This is a genomic window from Skermanella sp. TT6 (assembly GCF_016653635.2).
GTDB classification, from domain to species: domain Bacteria; phylum Pseudomonadota; class Alphaproteobacteria; order Azospirillales; family Azospirillaceae; genus Skermanella; species Skermanella cutis.
This window is the reverse complement of sequence record NZ_CP067422.1, coordinates 130,001-154,222: the sequence shown is the minus strand read 5'-3', so window position 1 is coordinate 154,222 and position 24,222 is coordinate 130,001. Positions and strand designations below refer to the sequence as shown.

General features: G+C 67.4%; 22 protein-coding genes and 2 rRNA genes (1 of these 24 running past the window's edge). 10 read left to right on the top strand and 14 right to left on the bottom strand.

Annotated features, from left to right (window positions below):
* Window positions 1-56 precede the first annotated feature (56 nt).
* On the top strand, window positions 57-551 hold the full coding sequence (gene ybaK, locus IGS68_RS32190; protein ID WP_201083415.1) for a Cys-tRNA(Pro) deacylase: 495 nt from the start codon (window positions 57-59) through the stop codon (window positions 549-551).
* A gap of 136 nt (window positions 552-687) precedes the next feature.
* Here ybaK and IGS68_RS32185 read toward each other — a convergent pair whose 3' ends face one another.
* The gene (locus IGS68_RS32185; protein ID WP_201083413.1) at window positions 688-1,407 is read right to left on the bottom strand and encodes a GntR family transcriptional regulator; all 720 of its coding nucleotides are present in this window, start codon (window positions 1,405-1,407) and stop codon (window positions 688-690) included.
* Between the two features lie 141 nt (window positions 1,408-1,548).
* Here IGS68_RS32185 and IGS68_RS32180 point away from each other — a divergent pair, with 141 nt between their 5' ends.
* The 7 genes from IGS68_RS32180 (at window position 1,549) to IGS68_RS32150 (ending at window position 9,210) form a co-directional block, all read left to right on the top strand.
* Window positions 1,549-2,994 (top strand): mannitol dehydrogenase family protein, encoded by a 1,446-nt coding sequence (locus IGS68_RS32180; protein WP_201083411.1) that lies wholly within the window; start codon window positions 1,549-1,551, stop codon window positions 2,992-2,994.
* 20 nt (window positions 2,995-3,014) lie between these two features.
* Window positions 3,015-4,211, top strand: coding sequence for a mannonate dehydratase (gene uxuA, locus IGS68_RS32175; protein WP_201083409.1), 1,197 nt, complete (start codon window positions 3,015-3,017; stop codon window positions 4,209-4,211).
* Window positions 4,212-4,334: 123 nt separating this feature from the next.
* Window positions 4,335-5,060, top strand: coding sequence for a FadR/GntR family transcriptional regulator (locus IGS68_RS32170; protein ID WP_201083407.1), 726 nt, complete (start codon window positions 4,335-4,337; stop codon window positions 5,058-5,060).
* Window positions 5,061-5,111: 51 nt separating this feature from the next.
* A complete protein-coding gene (locus IGS68_RS32165) occupies window positions 5,112-6,083 on the top strand; it encodes a sialic acid TRAP transporter substrate-binding protein SiaP (protein ID WP_201083405.1) in 972 nt (323 codons plus the stop codon).
* An 88-nt stretch (window positions 6,084-6,171) separates the two neighbouring features.
* Window positions 6,172-6,753, top strand: a complete 582-nt coding sequence (locus IGS68_RS32160) for a TRAP transporter small permease (protein ID WP_247881510.1) — start codon at window positions 6,172-6,174, stop codon at window positions 6,751-6,753.
* Window positions 6,754-6,757: 4 nt separating this feature from the next.
* Window positions 6,758-8,164 (top strand): TRAP transporter large permease, encoded by a 1,407-nt coding sequence (locus tag IGS68_RS32155; protein WP_201083403.1) that lies wholly within the window; start codon window positions 6,758-6,760, stop codon window positions 8,162-8,164.
* Entirely contained in the window at window positions 8,161-9,210 is a 1,050-nt protein-coding gene (locus tag IGS68_RS32150) for an L-idonate 5-dehydrogenase (RefSeq protein WP_201083401.1), read from the top strand. The genes IGS68_RS32155 and IGS68_RS32150 overlap by 4 nt, the downstream gene beginning before the upstream one ends.
* A 67-nt stretch (window positions 9,211-9,277) precedes the next feature.
* On the opposite strand, the gene gfa is transcribed toward IGS68_RS32150, so the two are convergent.
* The 3 genes from gfa to IGS68_RS32135 form a co-directional block, all read right to left on the bottom strand.
* Window positions 9,278-9,916: an S-(hydroxymethyl)glutathione synthase gene (gene gfa, locus IGS68_RS32145; protein ID WP_201083400.1), complete on the bottom strand. Its 639-nt coding sequence runs from the start codon at window positions 9,914-9,916 to the stop codon at window positions 9,278-9,280.
* Between the two features lie 217 nt (window positions 9,917-10,133).
* The gene (locus IGS68_RS32140) at window positions 10,134-11,024 is read right to left on the bottom strand and encodes an AEC family transporter (protein WP_201083399.1); all 891 of its coding nucleotides are present in this window, start codon (window positions 11,022-11,024) and stop codon (window positions 10,134-10,136) included.
* 42 nt (window positions 11,025-11,066) lie between these two features.
* A complete protein-coding gene (locus IGS68_RS32135; RefSeq protein ID WP_201083398.1) occupies window positions 11,067-11,498 on the bottom strand; it encodes a hypothetical protein in 432 nt (143 codons plus the stop codon).
* Window positions 11,499-11,721: 223 nt separating this feature from the next.
* Between IGS68_RS32135 and IGS68_RS32130 the strand changes: the two genes are divergently transcribed.
* On the top strand, window positions 11,722-12,618 hold the full coding sequence (locus IGS68_RS32130; RefSeq protein ID WP_201083547.1) for an ROK family protein: 897 nt from the start codon (window positions 11,722-11,724) through the stop codon (window positions 12,616-12,618).
* A 139-nt stretch (window positions 12,619-12,757) separates the two neighbouring features.
* Here the strand turns inward: IGS68_RS32130 and IGS68_RS32125 are convergent, their stop codons facing one another.
* From IGS68_RS32125 to IGS68_RS32090, 8 genes are all read right to left on the bottom strand, one after another.
* Complete coding sequence (locus IGS68_RS32125; RefSeq protein ID WP_247881509.1) at window positions 12,758-13,459, bottom strand: HAD family hydrolase; 702 nt, start codon at window positions 13,457-13,459, stop codon at window positions 12,758-12,760.
* Window positions 13,456-14,493, bottom strand: a complete 1,038-nt coding sequence (locus IGS68_RS32120) for an aldo/keto reductase (RefSeq protein ID WP_371822004.1) — start codon at window positions 14,491-14,493, stop codon at window positions 13,456-13,458. Before IGS68_RS32120 ends, IGS68_RS32125 begins: the two co-directional genes overlap by 4 nt.
* A gap of 6 nt (window positions 14,494-14,499) precedes the next feature.
* Complete coding sequence (locus IGS68_RS32115) at window positions 14,500-15,273, bottom strand: SDR family NAD(P)-dependent oxidoreductase (protein ID WP_201083397.1); 774 nt, start codon at window positions 15,271-15,273, stop codon at window positions 14,500-14,502.
* 22 nt (window positions 15,274-15,295) lie between these two features.
* Entirely contained in the window at window positions 15,296-16,426 is a 1,131-nt protein-coding gene (locus tag IGS68_RS32110; protein ID WP_201083396.1) for an ABC transporter ATP-binding protein, read from the bottom strand.
* A 26-nt stretch (window positions 16,427-16,452) separates the two neighbouring features.
* Window positions 16,453-17,274: a carbohydrate ABC transporter permease gene (locus tag IGS68_RS32105; protein ID WP_201083394.1), complete on the bottom strand. Its 822-nt coding sequence runs from the start codon at window positions 17,272-17,274 to the stop codon at window positions 16,453-16,455.
* Window positions 17,275-17,286: 12 nt separating this feature from the next.
* Entirely contained in the window at window positions 17,287-18,201 is a 915-nt protein-coding gene (locus IGS68_RS32100) for a carbohydrate ABC transporter permease (protein ID WP_201083392.1), read from the bottom strand.
* 94 nt (window positions 18,202-18,295) lie between these two features.
* Complete coding sequence (locus tag IGS68_RS32095) at window positions 18,296-19,615, bottom strand: ABC transporter substrate-binding protein (RefSeq protein ID WP_201083391.1); 1,320 nt, start codon at window positions 19,613-19,615, stop codon at window positions 18,296-18,298.
* Window positions 19,616-19,896: 281 nt separating this feature from the next.
* Window positions 19,897-20,859: a sugar-binding transcriptional regulator gene (locus IGS68_RS32090; RefSeq protein ID WP_247881508.1), complete on the bottom strand. Its 963-nt coding sequence runs from the start codon at window positions 20,857-20,859 to the stop codon at window positions 19,897-19,899.
* Window positions 20,860-20,981: 122 nt separating this feature from the next.
* Here IGS68_RS32090 and IGS68_RS32085 point away from each other — a divergent pair, with 122 nt between their 5' ends.
* Entirely contained in the window at window positions 20,982-21,554 is a 573-nt protein-coding gene (locus IGS68_RS32085; RefSeq protein ID WP_201083389.1) for a sugar O-acetyltransferase, read from the top strand.
* Between the two features lie 193 nt (window positions 21,555-21,747).
* On the opposite strand, the gene rrf is transcribed toward IGS68_RS32085, so the two are convergent.
* Together rrf and IGS68_RS32075 are read right to left on the bottom strand one after the other, a co-directional pair.
* Window positions 21,748-21,862 (bottom strand): 5S ribosomal RNA (gene rrf, locus IGS68_RS32080).
* 128 nt (window positions 21,863-21,990) lie between these two features.
* A 23S ribosomal RNA gene (locus IGS68_RS32075) occupies window positions 21,991-24,222 on the bottom strand (it continues 534 nt past the right edge of the window).

Below are 24,222 nucleotides of genomic sequence, written 5' to 3'. Positions count from 1 at the left end.
CGGGCCGCCGGGGATAAGAATGCCGCTTCACCGTTCGGCATTGCGGAGGGATGGGCGTGTCCAGGCGGACCCCGGCGACGATGGCTCTGGAAAAGGCGAAGAAGCCGTTCGAGCTTCTACGGTACGACTACGATCCCGAAGCGCCGTCGATCGGCCTCCAGGCGGCCCAGGCGCTCGGGCTGGCGCCGTCGGCGGTGTTCAAGACCCTGATGGTGGTGGCGGGGGACGAGCCCTGCGTCGCGATCATCCCATCGGACCAGGAACTCAGCCTCAAGGCGATTGCCGCCGCGGCGGGCCGCAAGTCCGCCGCCATGATGCGCCCCGCCGACGCCGAGCGGATCAGCGGCTACCATGTCGGCGGCATCAGCCCGCTGGGCCAGAAGAAGCGCCTGCGCTGCTTCCTCGACGCCTCCGCCGCGGACCTGCCGTTCCTGGTCGTCAACGGCGGCCAGCGCGGCCTTCAGATCAAGCTCGCCCCGGCCGACCTCGTCGCCGCCACCTCGGCGGTGGTCGCCGCCCTGGCCGCGGGCAGTTTCGGATTGAATTCCTAAGCCCGATCTGGTAGACGTATCCCCGGCATCAAGCATGGATTCCGCGTGCCTCCAGTAGGTCGGCCTTCGCCCACCGGGCGAACGCCGACAGCAGACTCCAACGTCCCCGTATGGTGTCGGCCCTGATCACGACACATCACGACATCCGCGGCCCCGGCAGGGGAACGACGGCGTCGCGCTCGAAGAAGTCCGGGAACCGCTCGGCCAGCTCGGGCAGCGAGGTCAGGATCTCGCGCAGGTGCAGCCGCATCGCGGCTTCCGCCCGGTCGGCGTCGCGGGCGGCGATGCAGTCCACGACGGCCTGGTGCTGCGCGATCAGCCGGTCCACCGGGGTCGCGTGGGGAACGCTGAGATAGCGGACGCGGTCCATCTGGGCCTTGGTCTCCTCCACCACGCGCCACGCATAGTCGCAGCCGACGCCCATTGCGATGCCGCGGTGGAACGCCTCGTCCAGGTCCATGAAGCGGACCGGGTCGAGGGATCGGGCGGCGTCGCGCTGGGCGTCCAGGTTGGCGCGCAGCCCGGCGATGCCGTCGGACGGCATCTCGGCGCAGGCCCGCCGGACCACGGCCAACTCGACCGCTTCGCGCACGAAGCGGGCATCGAAGACCTGTTTCATGGAGATCTTGACGATGAAGGTTCCCCGCTGCGGCCGGATGGTCACCAGCCCGGCTTCGCTCAGCTTGATGAAGGCTTCGCGCACCGGCTGGCGGCTGACGCCCAGCCGCGTCGCGATCTCCTGCTCCGACAGGGCTTGGCCCGGCTGGAAGGCCATGGTCACGATCGCGTTCCGCACCTCGCGGAAGACGCGCCGGGCGACCGGCTCCGCCGAACTCGCCTCGATCCTCTCCAGCATCGCCGCCCCTCCCCGTTGTCGTCTCCCCAATATCGCCGCCGCAGGGCCGCCTTCTCAATACAAGAAGCTTGCGGGGGATCAACTTGCATACTACCATACCAGTCAAGAACGTAAGAACGGCATTTCCCGGGGGAGGACTGCATGACCCGCCGTCTCGATGATCGGACGCTGGAAACGCTGGGCGCGGAAATCGAGCGGCCCCGCCATCCCCGAACCTCGCTGCAAACCGGCATCGTCCATATGGGCCTCGGCGCCTTCCACCGCGCCCATCAGGCCGTCTATACCGAGGACGCGCTGAACCGCCGGCCGGGCCCCTGGGGCATCTGCGGCGTGTCCCTGCGCAGTCCGGAGACCCGCGACGCCCTGGCTCCCCAGGACAATCTCTATACCGTGGCCGTCCGCGACGCCTCGGGCCAGCGGCTCCGCGTGGTCGGGTCGCTGACCGAGACGCTGGTGGCGCCGGAAGACCCCGCGGCCGTGCTCGACCGCCTGACCCGGCCGGAGGTCCGCATCGTCACGATCACCGTGACCGAGAAGGGCTATTGCCACGACCCGGCGACCGGCGCCCTGAACGAGCGGCATCCCGACATCGTCCACGACCTGGGCAATCCGGACCGGCCCCGCACCCTGGCGGGATTCCTGGTGGAGGCGCTGGACCGCCGCCGGCGCGCCGGGACCGATCCCTTCACCGTGCTGTCGTGCGACAACCTGCCCGGCAACGGCCACGTGGCCGCCGGCATCCTGCGCCGCTTCGCCGAGCTGCGCGACCCCGACCTGGGCCGCTGGGTGGCGGACCGCGTCGCCTGCCCCAGCAGCATGGTCGACCGCATCGTCCCGGCCACCACGGACGAGGACCGCGCCGCCGTGTCCGCCGCCTTGGGCGCGGAGGATGCCTGGCCGGTCATGGCCGAGCCGTTCAGCCAGTGGGTGATCGAGGACCATTTCCCGACCGGCCGCCCGGCCTGGGAACTGGAAGGCGCCGAACTGGTCGCCGACGTGCGCCCGTACGAGTTCATGAAGCTCCGCCTGCTCAACGGCAGCCATTCCTGCATCGCCTACCTGGGCTATCTGGCCGGCCACGCCACCGTGTCGGACGCCATGGCCGACCCGCATTTCGCCCGCTTCGTCCGCGAGCTGATGGACGAGGAGGTGACGCCGACCCTCGACGTTCCGCCCGGCGCCGACCTGTCCCGCTACAAGGCCGCCCTGCTGGAACGCTTCGCCAATCCGGCCCTGAAGCACCGGACATGGCAGATCGCGATGGACGGGTCGCAGAAGCTGCCGCAACGCCTGCTCGGCACGATCCGCGACCGGCTCGCCGCCGGCCGGCCCTTCGACCGGCTGGCGCTCGGCGTCGCCGCCTGGATGCGCTATGTCGGCGGCCGGGACGAGACCGGGCAGCCGATCGACGTGCGCGACCCGCTGGCCGATCGCCTGGCCGCGACGCCCGCCCCCGCCCTGTTCGGCGTGCGCGAGGTGTTCGGCGACGACCTCGCCGGCAACCCCGCCTTCACCACCGCCGTGACGCGCGCCTACGACCGCCTGGTGGCGGTCGGCGCCCGCGAAGCCATCCAGACAATCCGCTGAATTCCGGGAGACAACAGACAATGGAACAGACCTGGCGCTGGTTCGGACCGGAGGACGCCATCCGCCTGCCGCATGTCCGGCAGGCCGGCGCCTCCGGGATCGTGACCGCCCTTCACCACATCCCCTACGGCGTCGTCTGGACGGTGGAGGAGATCGAGAAGCGCAAGGCCATGATCGCGGAGGACGCATCCCTGGGCCTGCGCTGGAGCGTGGTGGAAAGCCTGCCCGTGTCGGAGCCGATCAAGCTGGGCGAAGGCGACCTGGAGCCGCTGTTCGACAATTACCGCCAGTCGCTCCGCAACCTGGCGGCCTGCGGCATCACCACCGTCTGCTACAATTTCATGCCGGTGCTGGACTGGACCCGCACCCAGCTCGCATATCCCCTGCCCGGCGGCGGACGGGCGCTGCGTTTCAACGCGCACGAATACGCGGCCTTCGACTGCTTCATCCTGGAGCGGCCGGGCGCCGAGGACGAGCACGCCCCCGAGGTGATGGCCCGGGCGCGGGAATGGTTCGACGGCGCGTCGGAGGACGACAAGCGCCGGCTCCTGGCCAACATCATGGCCGGCCTGCCCGGCGCCTTCGACCGCTACGACGCGCCCGGGCTGCGGCGCATGCTCGACCGCTACAAGGGCATGACCCGCGACGGCCTGCGCGAGACCCTGGCCCGCTTCCTGCGGGAGGTGATCCCGACCGCGGAAGAGGTCGGCATCCGCATGTGCATCCATCCCGACGACCCGCCGCGCCCGCTGCTCGGACTGCCGCGCGTCGTGGGCAGCGCCGACGACCTCGCCTTCATCACCGGCGCGGTCCCGTCGGACGCCAACGGCATCACCTTCTGCACCGGCTCGCTCGGCGCCGGGGTTGACAACGACGTGCCCGCCCTGGCGAAGCGGTTCGCCGGGCACATCAAGTTCGCCCATCTGCGCAACGTCGCCAAGGAACCGGACGGATCGTTCATGGAAGCCGACCATCTCGGCGGCGACGTGGACATGGTGTCGGTCGTGACCACCCTGCTCGAGGAACAGAAGCGCCGCCTTGATGCCGGACGGGCCGACTGGCGCATCCCGTTCCGACCCGACCACGGGCACGAGCTCCTGGACGATATCGGCAAGCCGACCCACCCGGGCTATCCCATGATCGGGCGGTTGCGCGGCCTCGCCGAGATCCGGGGCATCATGACGGCGGTGTCGGCCCTTCGCCAGCTCCCGGTCTGAAGGCGTACTCCCTCCGCGTCCGCTTGACAGAGGGGTCGATCGGCCGGATCATGTCGGTCAATTGGTCAGACCAAATGACCGACATGATCCCGGGCAGCCGGGGCCTCGGGGAGGATTCGGCGCATGCCGATCGAGACGATAGAACCGCGCCGGCTCTACCGGCAGGTGGCCGACCATCTGAAGGAGCTGATCGACAGGGGCGAGTTCAAGGTCGGCGAACGCCTGCCGACCGAACGCGAACTGTCGGACAAGCTCGGCATCTCGCGCCCGACCGTCCGTGAAGCCCTCATCGCGCTGGAGGTCGAGAAGCGCGTCCGCATCCGGGTCGGCTCGGGCATCTACGTGACCGAACCGCCCGAGGCGCCCTCCCACCTGCCGCCGCTTTCCGTACCCGTAGAAGGCCCTTTCGAACTGCTGCGCGCCCGCGCCTTCATCGAGGGCGCCATCGCGGCGGAAGCCGCGACCCACGCCGGCGGTTCCGATATAGAGACCATGGACAGCCTGCTGGACGCGATGGAGCGGGCCAGCGGCGCCAGCAACGCGGAGATCATCTCGTTGGACCGCCAATTCCACCAGGCGATCGCCGCCACGGTCGGCAACGCGGTGATCCTGCGCTTCGTCGGCGACCTTTTCGACCAGCGGATCAACCCGTATTTCCAGCGCCTCTCGCGCTATTTCGAGACACCCGACACCTGGCGGGCCGCGATCGGCGAGCACCGCGCGATCCGCGACGCCATCGTGGCGCGTGACCCGCAGCAGGCCCGCGAGGCGATGCAGCACCATCTCCAGCAGTCGCAAAGCCGCTTCTCCGCGAGCTTCGAGGAGGAGCAGGTCCCGTCCGGCGCTTAAGCAGCCGGCACCGCGTACAGAGTTCAGCACCCCAGGGGAGGAAAAGAGAAGATGTTCAAGACATACGCCGCCGCCTTCGCGGCGGTCATGGCGCTCGCCGTCACGGCGCCGGCCCAGGCCCAGACCAACCTGAAATGGGGCCACGCCTACGAGACCTCCGAGCCGTTCCACACGGAGTCGGTCTGGGCGGCCCAGGAGATCGAGAAGCGCACCGAGGGCCGTTACAAGATCACCGTGTTCCCGGCCTCGCAGCTCGGCAAGGAGAACGATCTCAACCAGGGGCTGACCCTGGGAAGCGTCGACATGATCGTTTCCGGCTCCAGCTTCGCGGCACGGGCCTATCCGCCGATCGGCGTCACCTATTATCCCTACGTCTTCCGCGGTCCGGAGCACCTGATCGCCTATACCAAGAGCGACGTGTTCAAGGACCTGGCGGCGGGCTACGAGAAGGCTTCCGGCCACCATATCCTGGCCGTGACCTATTACGGCACCCGCCACACCACCGCAAACAAGCCGATCAAGAGCTGCGAGGACATGCAGGGCCTGAAGATCCGCGTGCCCGACGTGCCGGCATACCTGGCGATGCCGCGCGCCTGCGGCGCCAACACGGCGCCGATCGCCTTCGCCGAAGTCTACCTGGCGCTCCAGAACGGCACCGTGGACGCCCAGGAGAACCCGCTGACCACCATCGAGGCGAAGAAGTTCTTCGAGGTTCAGAAGCACATCATCCTGACCGGCCACATCACCGACCACGTCAACACGACCATCGCCGGCCGCCGCTGGGCCAAGCTGTCGGACGAGGACAAGAAGATCTTCACCGAAGTCACCCAGGAAGCGGCGGCACGCGCGACCCGGATCGTGCAGGAGCGCGAGGCGTCCCTGGTGCAGACCTTCAAGGATCGCGGCCTGACCGTCGAGGAGGTGGACAAGGCCGCCTTCGAGAAGGTCGTGCGCGCCAAGGTCCCGCTGGAGGAGTTCAAGTACCGCCAGGAAGACTACGACCGCATCCAGGCCGTCCAGTAAGGCGCCGTCCAGTAAGGCAAAGCGGCACCGGCGGCGCCGGTGCCGCCCTCGTATTCCGAGAGGTCGAGTTCCGAAAGGTCATCCGGACGTGTCGCAGCATCCTCCATCCGACGTCGCCGCCACCGCCGACGAGATCGCCCACGCCTTCGAGGAGGAGGTGGAGGCGGTCGATCTGTCCAGCTACTCGGTCGAGGACTGGATCACCCAGGCCATGTTCTGGGCCATGGCGGTCGCGGTCTTCATCCAGTTCTTCACCCGCTACGTCCTCAACGACAGCCTCGCCTGGACCGAGGAGGTCGCGATCAATTTCCTGGTCGGCGTCGTCTTCTTCGGGTCCATCATGTGCGTGCGGCAGTCGCGGCACATCCAGGTGGACGTGCTCTACCACTATATCCCGCCGGGGCCGGCGCGCGTGCTGTCGCTGTTCGTCGACGTCGTCCGGATCGCCTTCTTCGGCTATGGCGCCTATCTGGTCTGGAAATACTCCTCCCTGATCAGCGAGGAGCGCATGACCATGATCGACCTGCCGAAATCCATCGTCTTCCACACCGTCATGGTCGGCTTCGCCCTGATGTGCCTGCGCGCCGTGCAGGTGATGGTCGAGAACCTGCGCCGGGGCTATTCGGTGCTGGAACGTCCCGACGCATTCATGCCGCCCACGGGGGATTGAGGCCATGACCCTGCTGATCGTCTCCTTCCTCGTCCTCATGGTCGTGGGCATCCCCGTCGCCGTCTCCATGGCGGTGGCGTCCCTGCTCTATCTCGTGGTCTACGACGTGGCGCCCGACGTGATCGTCGCCCAGCGCATGATCGCCGGCGTGGAGAGCTTCCCGCTGCTCGCGGTCCCCTTCTTCATCCTGGCCGGCAACCTGATGAACATCGCCGGCGTGACCGGCCGAATCTACAGCTTCGCGGTCGCCCTGGTCGGATGGATGAAGGGCGGCCTGGCCCAGGTCAACATCATCGGCTCGGTGATCTTCTCCGGTATGTCGGGCACCGCGCTGGCCGACGCCGCCGGTATCGGCACCATCGAGATCAAGGCCATGAAGGACCACGGCTACCCCGTGGAGGCCGCGGTCGGCGTCACGGCGGCCTCGGCGACGCTCGGGCCGATCTTCCCGCCGTCCCTGCCCTTCGTGATCTACGGCATGATGGCCAACGTCTCGATCGGCGCCCTGTTCCTGGCCGGCATCATCCCGGGCGTCGTCATGACGCTGCTGATGATGGTCACCGTGGCGCTGATCGCGCACAAGCGCGGCTGGGGATCCGACACCGGGTTCGAGTGGAACCGGCTGGCGGAGGCCGGGCTCGAGGTGATCATCGTCCTGACCTTCCCGATGGTGGTCTACGGACTGATCTGGGCCGGGCTGTCGGTCAACGTGGCGCTGATCATCTCCTTCGCGGTCCTGATCGCGCTGGACTGGTATTTCGACTGGTCGGCCGTCATGGCGCTGATGACTCCGATCATCCTGATCGGCGGCATGACCATGGGCTGGTTCACCCCGACCGAGGCGGCTGTCGCCGCGGTGATCTGGTCGCTGTTCCTGGGCCTGGTGCGCTACCGGACCATGACGTTCCGCACCCTGGCTAAGGCCGGCTTCGACACGATCGAGACGACGGCGTCCGTCCTGTTCATCGTGACGGCCGCCTCCATCTTCGCCTGGCTGCTGACCGTGGGCGAGGCGGCCCAGGGCCTGTCCGACCTGATCCTGAGCATAACCGACAACAAGTGGGTCTTCCTGATCCTGGTCAACATCCTGGTGCTGATCGTCGGCTGCTTCCTGGACACCATCGCCGCGATCACCATCCTGGTGCCGATCCTGCTGCCGATCGTCCTGAAGTTCGAGATCGACCCGGTCCATTTCGGCGTGATCATGACGCTGAACCTGATGGTCGGACTGCTCCACCCGCCGCTGGGCATGGTGCTGTTCGTGCTGTCGCGCGTCGCCAAGCTGTCGGTCGAGCGGACCACCATGGCCATCCTGCCCTGGCTGGTGCCGCTGTTCATCGCACTGCTGATGATCACCTTCCTGCCCTTCATCACCCTGTGGCTTCCCCAGACGATGGGACTGATCCGATGACCGCATCCGCTTTCGCGGCAACCCTCTACGGCCCCGAGGACCTGCGCATGGTCGAGCGTCCGCTCGGCCTGCTCGACCCCGGAATGGTCCGCGTCCGGTTCGGCGCGGGCGGGATCTGCGGGTCCGACATGCATTATTACCGCCACGCGCGGACCGGCGACTTCGTCGTGACCTCCCCCCTGGTGCTGGGGCATGAGGTCGCGGGCGAGATCGTCGAGATCGGCTCCGGCGTGACCGGCTTGGCCGCGGGCGACCATGTCGCGGTCAACCCGTCGCGCTGGTGCGGCACCTGCGTGCGCTGCCGGGAAGGCCGCGAGAACCTGTGCGAGAACATCTACTTCATGGGCTCGGCGTCCAAGACGCCGCACATGCAGGGCGGTTTCGCCAGCCTGTTCGACGCGACCGCCGCCCAGTGCGTCAAGGTCCCGAAGGAGCTGTCCTTCGCCGCGGCGGCCCTGGCGGAGCCGCTGGCCGTCTGCCTGCACGCGGTCGCCCGCGCGGGGGAGATGGACGGCCGCCGGGCGATCCTGTTCGGCGCCGGCCCGATCGGCCTGCTGACCATGCTGTGCGCCAAGCTGGCGGGCGCCTCGGAGGTCGCGGTGGTCGACATCGCCGCGGCCCCCCTCGCCTTCGCCGAACGGCTCGGCGCCGACCACGTGGTCGATGTCTCCGGCGGCGACGAGGGCCTGCGCGACCTGTCGGCGCGGCGTTCCTTCGACGTCGCCTTCGAGGTGTCGGGAACCCCTGCGGGCCTCGCCTCCGCGATCGCCGGCGTGCGGCGGGGCGGCACGGTGGTCCAGATCGGCAACCTCGCCGGCGGCATGCTGCCGGTCCCGGCCAACGCCGTCATGTCGAAGGAGCTGGACCTGAAGGGATCGTTCCGGTTCGGCGCGGAATATGCGCGGGCGGTCTCGCTGATCGTGTCGGGCGGCGTCGACGTGATGAAGCTGGTGACGGCGGAGCGGCCGCTGGCCGACGCGCCGGAAGCCTTCCTCCTGGCGCTCGACCGCTCCCGGAGCGTCAAGGTCGTGCTGACCGCTTCCTGAGGACCCAGGGGGCCGGGGCGGCTGGTGCCATGTGCCGCCGTCCCGGCCCCGCCCGTCGGGCATATTTTCAGGCGGCCAGGACGCCCTTGCTCTTGGCGGTGTGGGTCGCGATCAGGTCCATCAGGGGCGGCGACAGGCAGTCATAGGGCTCCAGCTTCAGCTCGCGGAGCCGGCCCCGGACGCCGGCCATCTGTTCCGGCTTGGCGCCGGACTCGATGATGGAGGAGACGAAGGCCGCGAACTCCGGCGCGCTCCAGCCCCTCTGGTCGGACAGCTCCGTATGGATGAAGTCCAAGCCGTAGAAGGGATGGGCGGTGTTCTCGATCCGCCCGTACATGTGGACGCCGCATTCCTTGCAGGCATGGCGCTGGATCGCGGCCGAAGAGTCCACGACCTGGAGCTTGTCGGCATTCGCCGTGACCTTCAGGTTGTCGCGCGGCACCACGGCCACCATGGAGAACAGCGCGCCGGCCGGCTTCCAGCACTTGGTGCAGCCGCAGACATGGTTGTGCGCCGAATTGCCCTTGATCTGGACCTCGACCCGGTTCTGCGCGCATTTGCAATGCAGCGTTCCCCCGGCGAAGTTGGGGGCCCCGGCTATCACGCCGTTGTCGACGGAGGGGTGGATCTTCACCGAGCTGTAGCTGACGGTGTTGGTGGGAGCGTTGCTTGCGGTAGTCTTATCGTTGCTTTTTCGCCAAAACATGTGTTTCCTCCCGTTCGTCTAGCCCGCAGTGTATTCGGCCAGCGTTCATTTGCAGGGTAATGTCACCGCATCGGTGCATCCCGATAGTTTCGGGCGGCCGTCTACAACCGTCCGAACTTGATCTTGTCATAATCTATTGTCGCCCGCCATGAGCCGGACGCATTAGTCCAAATTTCAGTGTCTATCGGTACACTACTGACCCGAAGCCCCGGCGTCCTCACAGGACGGCCAGCAGAAGGAGCGGCAATGCCAGGAACGCCAGGACGGTCGAGCCCAGCACCATGGCCGCGACCTCCTCCGGCGAGTTGTCGTAGCGCAGCGCCCAGAGATAGTTGAACACCGCCACGGGCATGGAACTCTGCAGGACGACCACGCCCCGCATCATGCCTTCCAGCTCCATCGCCCAGGACACGCCGAAGCCGGCCGCGGCCCCCAGCAGGATGCGTAGCGCGGAGAGCACGAGGGCGCGGGCGGTTCCGCCGAACCTCAGCCGCGCCAGCGCCACGCCGAGCGAGAACAGCATCAGCGGCACGGCGCAGTCGCCGAGCAGGCCGGTCGTGTTGGCGATCCATAGGGGGACCGCCGTCTCCGTCAGCTGGAACGTCAGCGCCAGGGCGACGCCGTAGAGCACCGGCGTCGTCGCCAACTGCTTCAGGTTGATCCGCCCGGAGGCCAGGGCCGGGCCGAGGGTGAACTGGCAGATCGCCATGGCGGCGAAGAACATGACGCCCAGGCTCAGCCCCTGTTCCCCGAACGCGAACAGGCAGATCGGCAGGCCCAGGTTGCCGCTGTTGGGGAAGCTGAGCGCCGGGACATAGACGCGCCAGGGGATCCGGGCCGCCAGCAGCATCGGCAGGGCGACCAGTCCGGGCAGCGCCATGCAGGCGACCGCCGCGACGGTCATGGTCCAGACCTGGTCGCCTCCCAGCGGCAGCCGGGTCAGCGCCGAGAAGACCAGGGAAGGCGTCGAGACGTTGATGGCGAAGGTCGTGATGAACGCGCTGTCGTAGGGCAGCTTGGCGCGTGCCCATCCGAACCCGAGCGCCGCCACCGCCAGCACCGGTGCTATGACGGCGACCATGCCGGACAGGAGGGCTTGCAGGTCCATGATGCTGGAAGGCTCTTTCGTGACGGTTCGGCGCCGGCCGCTTCACCAGCGCCGGTAGATGCCCTGGAACAGGTCGCCCAGCGAGCGCCTCATCTTGATGGTAAGGGCGAACTGCCGGCGATGCCACGGCCTGTCCGAGTCCAGGTGGCACCACTGGCACCAGGCCGCGAGGTTGGAGGGATGGTTGTTCTCCGGATTCCAGTCCTTGTGGCAGCAGGACAGGACGACCCGGCTGAGCTTGGACCCGGCGATCTCGACGATGTCCGGCCACGGGCACTGGTGGCCGTGCCGGTCGCGCCAGGTGTCGCCCACGGCGCAGTCCATCCAGCGGCCGTCGGGCAGGACCCGGATCCGCGCCAGATGCCGCCGGCCGCACTTCTCGCAACGCCCGCCGGCGCGCTTGAACCGGATGGACAGGGACAGCTGGTGCCAGTCGATGGGATAGTAGAAGCGGTCTTCGGGGCGGATCGGCATGGTTTCCGGCGGGCGCTGGATGGAGCGCTGTCATCGCCTCCGCCGGCGCGGTTGTCAATCAGGCATACCGGGGGCGTCGCAGTGAAGGCTTGACCCGACCGGACCGACCGCCTGAGTGCCCCGCGCGACTTCATACCCAAGCGCTTCCAGGCCGCGCTGGCGTCCGGACCGTGCTTTCCGTATTGTTCCCGGCGGGCAGGAGACGGGGTTCCTGGTGGGCGGAATGCGGATCGGCGTGGATGTCGGCGGCACGAAGATCGAGGCGATCGCCCTCGGTCCCGACGGCGTCACCGGGGTGCGCCTGCGGGTGCCGACGCCGCGGGGGGATTATCCGGCCACGGTGGAAGCGGTCGCCGGGATCGTCCGGGCGGTCGAGCGGGAGGCCGGGCGGCGGGGCAGCGTCGGGGTCGGCATGCCGGGATCGATCAGCCCGGCCACCGGCAGGATCAAGGGAACCAATTCCGTCTGGATGACCGGGCAGCCGTTCCGCGACGACCTGGAGGCGGCGCTCGGCCGGCCGGTCCGCTGCGCCAACGATGCCAACTGTCTGGCGGCGTCGGAGGCTTTCGACGGTGCCGCCGCCGGGGCGGCCGTCGTGTTCGCCGCCGTGCTCGGCACCGGCTGCGGCGGTGGGTTCGCGTTCGGCGGCAAGGTCCACGAAGGCGGCAACAGGGTGGCCGGGGAATGGGGGCACGCCGTCCTGCCCCGGCGCCGGGGCGCCGAGCTGGACCGGGAGCCCTGCTTCTGCGGCCAGGCCGGCTGCGTCGAGACGTTCCTGGCCGGGCCGCGCTTCGAGGCCGACTACCGCGACGCATCGGGCGTCTTCCGGCCCGCTGCGGAGGTCGCGACGCTGGCGGACGCGGGCGACCGGGTCGCCGACGCGGTGCTCCGGGCCTACGAGGACCGGCTGGCCCGCGCGCTGGGGCAGGTCGTCACCCTGATGGACCCCGACGTGATCGTGCTGGGCGGCGGCCTGTCCAACATCGCCCGCCTCTACCGGACCGTTCCGGACCTGCTCGCCCGCCACACCTTCGGCGGCGAGTGCCGGACGCCGGTGCTCCGGGCGGCGCACGGCGACTCCAGCGGCGTCCGGGGCGCCGCCCGGCTGTGGCCGGGCTAGAGCACCGTGTTGCGCCATGGGCGCAACCTACGGTTCGATGCAGGGCGGCGATGATTCGAGCCGACGCTCGTAGGTTGCGCCCATGGCGCAACGCATCGGATCGGCTGTCCCGGGCGGATCGACCGGATCGGGCACAGCCCTAACCCGACACCTCGCGGACAAGGCCGGGCAGCTCCTCCATGCGGTCGAACACCAGCGCGGCGCCCGCCTGCTTCAGCCGCCAGGCGTGCCGCTCCCGCCGGGCCGGGTCGCCCGCGATGTGTCCGCCCCCGGTGAAGCCCAGCACGGCCATGCCGGCCGCCTGCCCCGCGCGCACGCCGTGGATGCTGTCCTCGACCACGACGCAGCGGGCGGGGTCCGCGCCCATCCGCTTGGCGGCGAGCAGGAACAGGTCGGGCGCCGGCTTGCCGTGGACGACCATGGTGGCGCTGAAGATCGCGGGCTCGAACAGCGGCAGCAGGCCGGTCAGCCGCAGCGAGTGGCGGATGCGCTCCGGGATGCTGCTGGAGGCGACGCAGAAGGGCCGCTCCAGGCGGGCCGCCGCCTCGGCGACGCCGGGAATCGCGGTGAGATCGCGGTCGAAGGCCGCCAGGATCTCCCGCCGGAGGTCGTCCAGGGCTTCGGGCGCCAGCGGGCGGCCGAGGCTCGCCTCCACGGTCGCGACCATGGAGGCGGTGCTGGCGCCGAGGAAGCGGTCGAACACGCCGTCCTCGTCGATCGGGTAGCCGAAGCGGTTCAGCGCCGCCGCCGTGCAGCGGATGCTGATCGGCTCGCTGTCCACCAGCACCCCGTCGCAGTCGAAGATGACTAGGCCGCTCCCCGGCATTTCCTTCCCCGTCATGGTATCGGGGCGTCGGACCGGATCAGGTCCGACGTCCTCAGCTCGCGCCAGAATTCCGGCGGGATCGCCTCGGTCATCAGGGCGACGTTGCGCTCCGCCTCCGCCCGGGACTTCGAGCCGGGGATGACGGTCGTCACCGCCGGATGGAACAGCGGGAACTGGAGGGCCGCCGCCGGCAGGCTGACCCCATGGCGGCGGCAGACCTCCTCGATCGCGGCCACCCGCCGCTTCACCTCCGGCGGGGCCGGCAGGTAGTTGTAGCGGGCATCCCCGGTCGCCCCGGTCGCCAGGATGCCGGAGTTGAAGGGGGCGCCCAGGATGATCGAGACCTGCTCGGCCGCGCAGCGCGGCAGGAACCGGTCCAGCCCGCCCTGCTCCAGCAGGGTGTAGCGCCCGGCCAGGAGGAAACAGTCGAACCGGCCGATATCCATCAGCCGCTCGCACGCCTCCGCCTGGTTGACGCCGGCGCCGAAGGCGCGGATCACGCCGTCCTCCTTCAGGCGCCGGAGGGCCGGCAGGGCGCCGGTGCGGACCTCCTCCAGCCGGGCCTCATAGCTGTCGCCGTGGGTCCACATGTCGGCGTCGTGGATCAGCACCATGTCGATCCGGTTCATGCCCAGGCGCTGGAGGCTGTCCTCGACCGAGCGGATCGTGCCGTCATAGCTATAGTCGAACACCGGCTGGAACGGCAGCTCGCCGGTGAAGATGCCGCCCTGGGACGGGTCGAGCCTCGGCGGCGGCACCTTGCCGTGGGGCTTCAGCAACCGCCCGACCTTGGACGACAGCACGAACCCGTCGCGCGGGTAACGCCGCAGGGCGGTGCCGATCCGGTGCTCGCTGAGGCCGTGGCCGTAGAGCGGCGCCGTGTCGAACAGGCGGACGCCGCTCTCGTAGGCCGCCGCCACGGTGTCGAGCGCCGCGCCCTCCTCCACCGTGTCGTACAGGTTGCCCAACACGTTGCCGCCGAAGCCGAGCGGGCTGACCGCGACGTCCGTGGTTCCGATGCGGCGCAGGTCGCCCAAGCTGATCATCATGTCATCTTACCAGCAGGTATAGCCGCCGTCGGCCAGCACGATGCTGCCGGTCATCAGGCTGGAGGCGTCGGACGCCAGGAACAGGACGACGGAAGCGATCTCGTCCGGCTGGCCGACCCGGCGCATGGGCGTGTTCTCCAGCCATACCGGGTACATGCGCTCGTCCTCCATGCCGAACTTGGTCAGCGAGGTCTCGATGTAGGTCGGCGCCACGGCGTTCACCCGGACGCCGCGCTGCCCCCACTCCGCCGCCAGCGACCTGGTCAGGTGATGCACGCCGGCCTTGGAGGCGTTGTAGTAGGACTGGGGCTGCGGCTTGTTGACGATGAAGCCGGACATGGAGCCGACATTGACGATGGCCCCCCTGCCCTTCGCCAGCATGTGGCGGCCGGCGGCGCGGCAGCTCCAGAACACGCCGTTCAGGTTGACGTCGATGACGTTCAGCCAGTGCTCGTCGGTGACCTCCTCCGCCGGGACGTCGCTCCGGGCGATGCCGGCGTTGCAGACCAGGATGTCGAGCCCGCCATGGGCCTGTGCGACGCCGTCCACCACGGAAGTCACCTGGGTCGGGTTGGTGACGTCGAGCACGACCGCCTCCGCCTCGTGGCCGGCCTTGACGAGCTGGTCCCGGCCGGAGAAGGCCAGTTCCTCCGAGATGTCGGCGATGACCACCCTGGCTCCGGCCTCGGCCAGCGCCTGGGAGCAGGCGAGGCCGATGTTGCGGCTTCCGCCGGTGACCAGGGCCGTCCGGCCGGCGAGGTCGTATTTCTGCAGGTACATGAGATGTCTCCCGAATGGATGGTCAGGCCGAGCGCCGGCCGGCGGCGCCGGGTTCGATCAGGTGGTGGCGGGCCATGTGCTCGACCGCCATGCCGTCGCGGCCGAACAGGTGGCAGCCCCGCGGATTGACGGTCAGCTTGACGTGATCATGGATCGAGGCCGCCTCGTCCCCGTCGGCCTGGACGATCATGACCATGTCGCCGGGCACCTGGATGTGCAGGAAGGTCAGGCCGCCCAGCCGCTCGGTCACCAGCACCGTGCCGGCGATCTCGCCGTCGGGGGTCAGGCGCAGATGCTCCGGCCGGATGCCGACGGTCACCTCGTCGCCGGGGGTCACGCGGTCGGCCTTGACCGGAACCGACAGCGGGATGCCGTTCGCCAGCTCGACGGTGATGCCGGCCTCGGCCCGCCCGATCGCCCGCCCGGGCATCAGGTTCATCTTGGGCGACCCGATGAAGCCGGCGACGAACAGGTTGCGCGGGTGGTGGTACAGCTCCAGCGGGCTGCCGACCTGCTCGACCACGCCGCCCTGGAGGACCACGATCTTGTCCGCCATGGTCATGGCCTCGATCTGGTCGTGGGTCACGTAGATCATGGTGGCCTCCAGCTTCTCGTGAAGCTTCGCCAGTTCGATGCGCATCTGGACACGCAACGCCGCGTCCAGGTTGGACAGCGGCTCGTCGAACAGGAAGACCTTGGGCTGCCGCACGATCGCCCGGCCGATCGCGACGCGCTGGCGCTGGCCGCCCGACAGCTCCTTCGGCCGCCGCTCCAGCAGCGGGCCCAGATGGAGGACGTTGGCGGCCTCGGTCACCTTCCGCATGCGCTCCTCCTTGGAGACGCCGGCGAGACGCAGGCTGAAAGCCATGTTGTCGGCCACCGTCATGTGCGGGTACAGCGCGTAGGACTGGAACACCATCGCGAGGCCCCGGTCGGCCGGGCCGATGTCGTTGGCCCGGACGCCGTCGATCGTCAGGTCGCCGTCGGTGATGCTCTCCAGCCCGGCGATCATGCGCAGCAGGGTGGACTTGCCGCAGCCGGACGGCCCGACGAAGACGACGAACTCGCGGTCGGCGACGTCCAGGTCCACGCCCTTGATGACTTCGACTTCGCCGTACTTCTTGCGGATGTTCCGCAGGGTCACGGTTGCCATGGGTAGTTTCCTTTTTGAAAACTCATCTACTTCACCGCGCCGAAGGTCAGGCCGCGCACGAGCTGGCGCTGGCTCATCCAGCCGAACACGAGGATGGGGGCGATCGCGAGCGTCGAGGCCGCCGACAGCTTGGCCCAGAACAGCCCTTCCGGGCTGGAGAAGCTGGCGATGAAGGCGGTCAGCGGGGCGGCGTTGTGGGCGCTCAGGTTGAGGCTCCAGAAGGCCTCGTTCCAGCACAGGATGATCGACAGCAGCGAGGTGGACGCGATGCCCGGCAGGGCAAGCGGCAGCAGCAGCAGCGTCACCTCCTGCTTGGCGCGGGCGCCGTCCATGCGGCCGGCCTCCAGGATCTCGTGCGGCACCTCCTTGAAGAAGGTGTAGAGCATCCAGATCACGATCGGCAGGTTCATCAGCGTGTAGACGATGATCAGGCCGGTCAGGGTGTCGAGCAGGCCGAAGTCGCGGAACAGCAGATACATCGGCACCAGCACGCCGACCGGCGGCATCATCTTGGTGGACAGCATCCACAGCAGCGTGCCGCGGGTCCGCCTGGTCGGGAAGAAGGCCATGGCATAGGCGGCCGGCACCGCGATCAGGATCGCCAGCGCCGTCGCCACGAGGGAGACGACGATGCTGTTGAGCGCGAAGCTGAGATAGTCGGCCCGCTGGAACACCGCCTCGTAATTCTCCAGCGTCGGCGAGAAGAACAGCGCGGGCGGGGTGGCGATGGCCTCGACCTCGGTCTTGAAGCCGGTCAGCAGCATCCAGAGGATCGGGAAGAACAGGACCAGCGCCGCGCCCCAGCCGAGGACGGTGACCAGGACCTGCGACCTGACGGAGTGGTTCATGGCGGTTCCTCCTCAGGCTTCCAGGTTGCGGGCGATGGTCCGCACCACGAAGAAGGCCACGATGTTGGCAAGGACGATGGCGATCACGCCGCCGGCCGACGCTCCGCCCACGTCGTATTCCAGCAGGGCCCGGACATAGATCAGGAAAGCCAAGTTGGTGGTGGCGAGGCCGGGACCGCCGGAGGTGGTCACGAAGATCTCGGCGAAGACGGTCAGCAGGAAGATCGTCTCGATCATCACCACGACCGAGATGGCGCGCCCCAGGTGGGGCAGGATGATGAAGAAGAACATCGAGAACGGGCCGGCCCCGTCCATGCGCGCCGCCTCCTTCTGCTCGTTGTCGAGCGACTGGATCGCGGTCAGCAGGATCAGCAGGGCGAAGGGGATCCACTGCCAGGACACGATCATGATGACGGCGGTCATGGGGAACTGGGCGAACCAGTCCACCGGCTCCAACCCGACCAGCCGGAACAGGAACCCGAAGATGCCGTTGATCGGGTGCATCAGCAGGTTCTTCCAGATCAGCGCGCTGACCGTCGGCATCACGAAGAAGGGTGCTATGGCCAACAGGCGGGCGACGCCGCGGCCGGGGAACTCCTGGTCGAACAGGACAGCCAGCAGCGTGCCGGACACCACCGTGATCGCCAGGACCGAGCCGACCAGGACCAGCGTGTTCCACATCGCGGTCCACAGGGAGGGGTCTTCGAGCAGGTATTGGTAGTTGTCGAAACCGGCGAATTCGACGACCGGGTTCAGCAGGTTGTAGCGCATGACCGAGAAATAGAGGGTCATCGCCAGGGGCACGATCATCCAGACCAGGAGGATGAGCACTGACGGCGCGATGAACGGCAGCGTCCTGACCTTCTGCCTGGATCCACGCGCCGGCGAGGCCGGCTTGACGTCCCCGGAAGCAGTGATGGCTGACATGGGGCTGTTTCCAGTGTGCTGCGACACGGTCCCCCTGCCCCGCGGCCGATCCATGGGCCGCGGGACCTGGGAGGGAGCGGGGCGTTGAAGATGCCTACTTCGCGTAGCCGGCTTGGCGGACGGCGCGCTGGGCGGCCGACTGGGCCGTCTTCAGCGCCTGGTCGAGCTTCATCTGTCCGGTCAGCGCCGCGGCCATGGTCTGGCCGGTCTGGGTGCCGATCGCCTGGAACTCGGGGATGCCGACGAACTGCACGCCGACATAGGGCTTCGGCTCCCTGGTGGTATTGATCGGGTCGGTGGACTCGATCGCCGTCAGGACGAACCGGGCGAACGGCGCCGCCTCGGCATATTGCTTGGTCTCGTAGGTCGAGGTGCGGGTGCCCGGCGGCACGGAGACCCAGCCTTCCGTCTCGCCGACCAGCTGGATGTATTCCTTGGACGTGGCCCAAGTGACGAACTTCTTCGCGGCCTCCTCCTTCTTGGAGGACTCCGGGACGGCGAGCGCCCACGACCACAGCCAGTTGGAGCCCTTGGGCCAGGAGGCGACGGGGGCCTGGGCGAAGCCAAGCTTGTCAGAGACCTTGGACGTCTGCGGATTGAACAGCATGCCGGCCGCGACCGTGGCGTCGATCCAGATGCCGCACTGCCCGTTGGAGAACATCGCCAGGTTTTCGTTGAAGCCGTTGCTGCTGGCGCCGGGCGGGCCGTAATTCTTCAGCAGGTCGATATAGAAGCCCACCGCCTGGGTCCATTCGGGGCTGTCGATCATGGGCTTCCAGTCCGTGTCGAACCAGCGGCCGCCGAAGGTGTTCACCATGGTGCTGATCAGCGCCATGTTCTCGCCCCAGCCCGGCTTGCCGCGCAGGCAGATGCCGTAGACCTGGTTGGCCGGGTCGTGGATCTTGGCGGCGATCTCCTTGATCTGGTCGTAGGTCGGCTGCTCCGGCATGGTCATGCCGGCCTTCTCGACCAGGTCGGTCCGGTAGTAGGTCATCGAGCTTTCGCCGTAGAACGGCAGGGCGTAGAGGGTATTCTCGTGGGACAGGCCCTCCCGCACGGGCTTCAGGACGTCCTCGGTGTCGTAGCCGGCGGGCAGGTCGTCGAACTTCTTCAGCCAGCCCTGCTTCGCCCAGATCGGCACCTCGTAGGTGCCGATGGTCAGCACGTCGTACTGGCCGCCCTTGGTGGCGATGTCGGTGGTGACGCGCTGGCGCAGCACGTTCTCCTCCAGCACCACCCAATCCAGCTTGATGTCGGGGTTCTGCTGCTCGAAGCGGCTGGACAGCTTCTGCATGACGATCATGTCGCCGTTGTTGACGGTCGCGATCGTCAGCCGGGTCTGCGCGTGGACGGTGGTGGTTCCCGCGAGCATAGTCGCGGCGAGAAGCCCGAGAAACCGGGTCTTGCTGATCATCCTGTTCTCCTCCCCATGATCGCCCTGGCGCAACGGCCCGCTGCTGCAAGGATTGGGCATTTGCCCGGGCTTTGAGCAAAGGTCTCATACCGGGAGAATGCCGTCAAGGGTCCTGGAGAGCACTGGAAGTTTCGTCATAAGAATCGGGGAAGGAAAAGGGATTCTGGACAGATGACCAGTTCCGGGCTTTTGCTCAGACCAAGTCTCGCAGGGCCGTCAAAGCGCGGCGGCAGCCGACATCGGCGAGCCGGCTTGTGGGGTGCCGCCGCGGTCTGCCCGGTTCAATCCAGGGCGAGGATCCGGGCCGCCGTCGTCTCGTCCGTGATCAGGCCGTTCGCAAGGCGGCCGCGCAGCGCCGCCCGGATCGCGGGGGCCTTGGCGGAGCCCGCTCCCATGATGATGGTCGGCGCCTTGGCCGGAACCACCAGCGGCGGAGCGGTCAGGCGCTCGTTGAAGGTGGTCGTCAGCAGATCACCGTTCTGGTCGAAGGCCCAGCCCAGCATTTCGCCCACGGCATGGGCGCTGACCAGGCCGGCCAGTTCCTGGTCGGTGATGAAGCCGTCCACATGCAGGGGCGAGCCCCAACAGATCTCGCCGATCCCCATGAAGGACGCCTTTACCTGATGGACCAGCGAGCTGACCGTCTTGTACCAGCGCTGCGACTGCAGCAGCTTCCGTTCCTCGACATCATCGGCGACCACCGGGGTCGGCAGGGGGTAACATTGCGCGCCGGTCTTGTCGCACAGCCGCATGGCGACGTCGTAGGGGCTGGCGCGCCCATCGCGGGTCAGGTTGCCGACGAGGGAGACGATCTTGTGCTGCGGCCTTTCCATGGCGGAGACCTGGGCTACCGCCGCCCGCAGCGTGCGGCCGGTGCCGAGCGCCAGCACGGCGGGAGCCTTGCTCGACAGGTAGCTCTCGATCCGTTCGGCGGCGCTGATCGCGATCCCGGCGAGCGACGTCTCCTCCCGCCGTTCGCCCGGGACGATGTCGCAGAACACCAGCTCGAATCGGTCGCGCAGACGCTCGGCCATCTCGACGCATTCGGTGATCGGATAGTCCATGCGGAACTTGATCAGCCCCTCGGCGGTCGCCAGCGCCACCAGCCGCTGGGCGTTCTGGCGCGACACGTTCAGTTCGGCGGCGATCTCGTCCTGGGTGCGGCCGCGGATGTAGTAGAGCCAAGCGGCCCGCGCGGCCAGATCGAGCTTTCGGTTGGTGCTGTTGCCGTCCCGTGCCGCCACCCTGCCAGTCCCTTCGCGTGCCGCCGCCTGTCCGGCGGGAGTAGACCATAGACCTCGTCGGACGCGCATCCTTTTCCGCGCCTCGGACGTTCAACGGTCTGTCGCGCGGAAAGGAGCATGGCATGTCTGGCACCGACGGACGGAGCGAGAAGGAGAAGATGCTTGCGGGGGAGTTGTACCGCGCGGTCGGAGCGGAGCTTGCGGCCGACAATCTGCGGGCGGACCGGCTGATGCGCGCCTACAATGCCACCGGTGCCGACGAGACCGAGCGGCGCGGCGCGATCCTGACCGACCTTCTCGGCCACAAGGGCGACGACGTCGTCGTGCGCCCGCCCTTCTACTGCGACTACGGCTACAATATCCGGCTCGGGCGCGGAACTTTCATCAATTTCGGGGCCGTGCTGCTCGACGTGGTCGGCATCGAGATCGGCGAGAACTGCCAGATCGGCACGTTCGTGCAGATCGTCACGGCCGACCATCCGCGCGACCCCGAGCTGCGGCGGCAGGGATACGAGAGCGGCGTGCCGATCAGGGTCGGCCGGAACGTCTGGATCGGCAGCGGCGCCATCATCCTGCCGGGCGTCACCATCGGCGACGATGCCGTCGTCGGCGCCGGCAGCGTGGTCACGCGGAACGTTCCGGCGGGCGCCACGGTCGTGGGCAACCCGGCCAAGCCTTCGACGCGCGCGCGGTAGGTGCCGAGGGTGTCGGCAAGGTCCGGACGGTCGGCCGGGAAGTTTCGACGCGCCCCGGCTGAGGGCCGAGTTCCTGCGGCTCGCGGTGCCGGGCGGCATGGAAAACCACCAAGGGCGGGAAGCCTGAAGCTTCCCGCCCTTGGTGGCGTGGGATCCGATCGTGAACGGCTTGCGGCGCGTCTGCGTCTGGCGGACCTGGCGGCGACCTACTCTCCCACGTCTTGAGACGCAGTACCATTGGCGCGGAGGGTTTTCACGGCCGAGTTCGGGATGGGATCGGGTGCGGGCCCCTCGCTATGACCACCAGGTCGGCCAGGCGCAGGGGCGCCGGGCTGCGGAGGATGAGTTCAAGTGACCTTGGACGGAAGTGATGCATGTTTCGATGGACCGCCGCCTGCGGCCTTGCCGCTGCGTATGGCGTCCGGAGCGCTCGGTCGGGATCAAGCCGGTCGAGCGATTAGTAAGGCTTAGCTTCACGCGTTGCCGCGCTTCCACACGCCTCCTATCGACGGGATGGTCTATCCCGGCTCTAAGGGGAGTGCTTGTTTTGAGGGGGGTTTCCCGCTTAGATGCTTTCAGCGGTTATCCCGTCCGCACTTAGCTACCCGGCGATGCGGCTGGCGCCACAACCGGTACACCAGAGGTGCGTCCATCCCGGTCCTCTCGTACTAGGGACAGCGCCTCTCAGCACTCCGACACCCACGGCAGATAGGGACCGAACTGTCTCACGACGTTCTAAACCCAGCTCACGTACCACTTTAATCGGCGAACAGCCGAACCCTTGGGACCTGCTCCAGCCCCAGGATGTGATGAGCCGACATCGAGGTGCCAAACCTCCCCGTCGATGTGGACTCTTGGGGGAGATCAGCCTGTTATCCCCGGCGTACCTTTTATCCGTTGAGCGATGGCCCTTCCACGCGGGACCACCGGATCACTATGGCCGACTTTCGTCTCTGCTCGACTTGTCGGTCTCGCAGTCAGGCTGGCTTATGCCATTGCACTCGTCGAGCGATTTCCGACCGCTCTGAGCCAACCTTCGCGCGCCTCCGTTACTCTTTGGGAGGCGACCGCCCCAGTCAAACTCCCCGCCATGCAGGGTCCCGGCTCCCGGTTCAGGGAGCGCGGTTAGATGCCAGAGATCCCAAGGGTGGTATTTCAAGGATGGCTCCGCGCAAGCTGGCGCCTGCGGTTCATAGCCTCCCACCTATCCTACACATGGGAACCCTGGCACCACTGCAAAGCTGGAGTAAAGGTGCACGGGGTCTTTCCGTCTGACCGCGGGTACTCCGCATCTTCACGGAGAATTCAATTTCGCTGAGTTGGTGTTGGAGACAGCGGGGAAGTCGTTACGCCATTCGTGCAGGTCGGAACTTACCCGACAAGGAATTTCGCTACCTTAGGACCGTTATAGTTACGGCCGCCGTTTACCGGGGCTTCAGTTCGGAGCTTGCACCCCTCCCTTTAACCTTCCGGCACCGGGCAGGCGTCAGACCCTATACGTCGTCATGCCAGACTTCGCAGAGCCCTGTGTTTTTAGTAAACAGTCGCCACCCCCTGGTCTGTGCCCCCCGCCCCCGCTTGCGCGGGAACGGGGCCCTCTTCTCCCGAAGTTACGAGGGTAATTTGCCGAGTTCCTTCAACACCATTCTCTCAAGCGCCTGGGTATGCTCTACCTGTCCACCTGTGTCGGTTTCGGGTACGGTCTGTATGGCAGGGCTGTTTCCAGGAACCCCTCCAGCGCACGGCCAATCCGATAAGGCCGTACGCACTTCGGGATTCGTCACCTCTGCCAGGCCCTGGAATATTAACCAGGTTCCCATCGACTACGCCTTTCGGCCTCGCCTTAGGGGCCGGCTCACCCTGCGCGGATTAACCGTGCGCAGGAACCCTTGGACTTCCGGCGAGAGTGTTTCTCACACTCTTTGTCGCTACTCATGTCAGCATTCTCACTTCCGATACCTCCAGATGGCCTCGCGGACATCCTTCGCAGGCTTACGGAACGCTCCGCTACCGCGCTGGGATCGAAGATCCCGGCACCCGCAGCTTCGGTGGGTGGCTTGAGCCCCGGTACATTTTCGGCGCAGGCCGGCTTGTCTAGACCAGTGAGCTATTACGCTTTCTTTAAAGGATGGCTGCTTCTAAGCCAACCTCCTGGTTGTCATGGCCTTCCCACATCCTTTCCCACTTAGCCACCACTTGGGGACCTTAGCTGGCGGTCTGGGCTGTTTCCCTCTTGACGATCGACCTTAGCACCGACCGTCTGTCTGCCGGACTGTGCTCCACGGTATTCGGAGTTTGGTTAGGTTTGGTAAGCGGTGAGGCCCCCTAGCCCATCCAGTGCTCTACCCCCGTGGGCAACCATCCGACGCGCTACCTAAATAGCTTTCGCGGAGAACCAGCTATTTCCTGATTTGATTGGCCTTTCACCCCTAGCCACAGGTCATCTCCGACTTTTTCAACAGGCGTGAGTTCGGTCCTCCAGTGCGTGTTACCGCACCTTCAACCTGCCCATGGCTAGATCATCAGGTTTCGGGTCTAGAGCATGCAACTGAAGCGCCCTGTTCAGACTCGCTTTCGCCGCGCCTCCACCTACCGGCTTAAGCTCGCTGCATACTCTAAGTCGCTGACCCATTATACAAAAGGTACGCCGTCACGGCACCCATCCGAA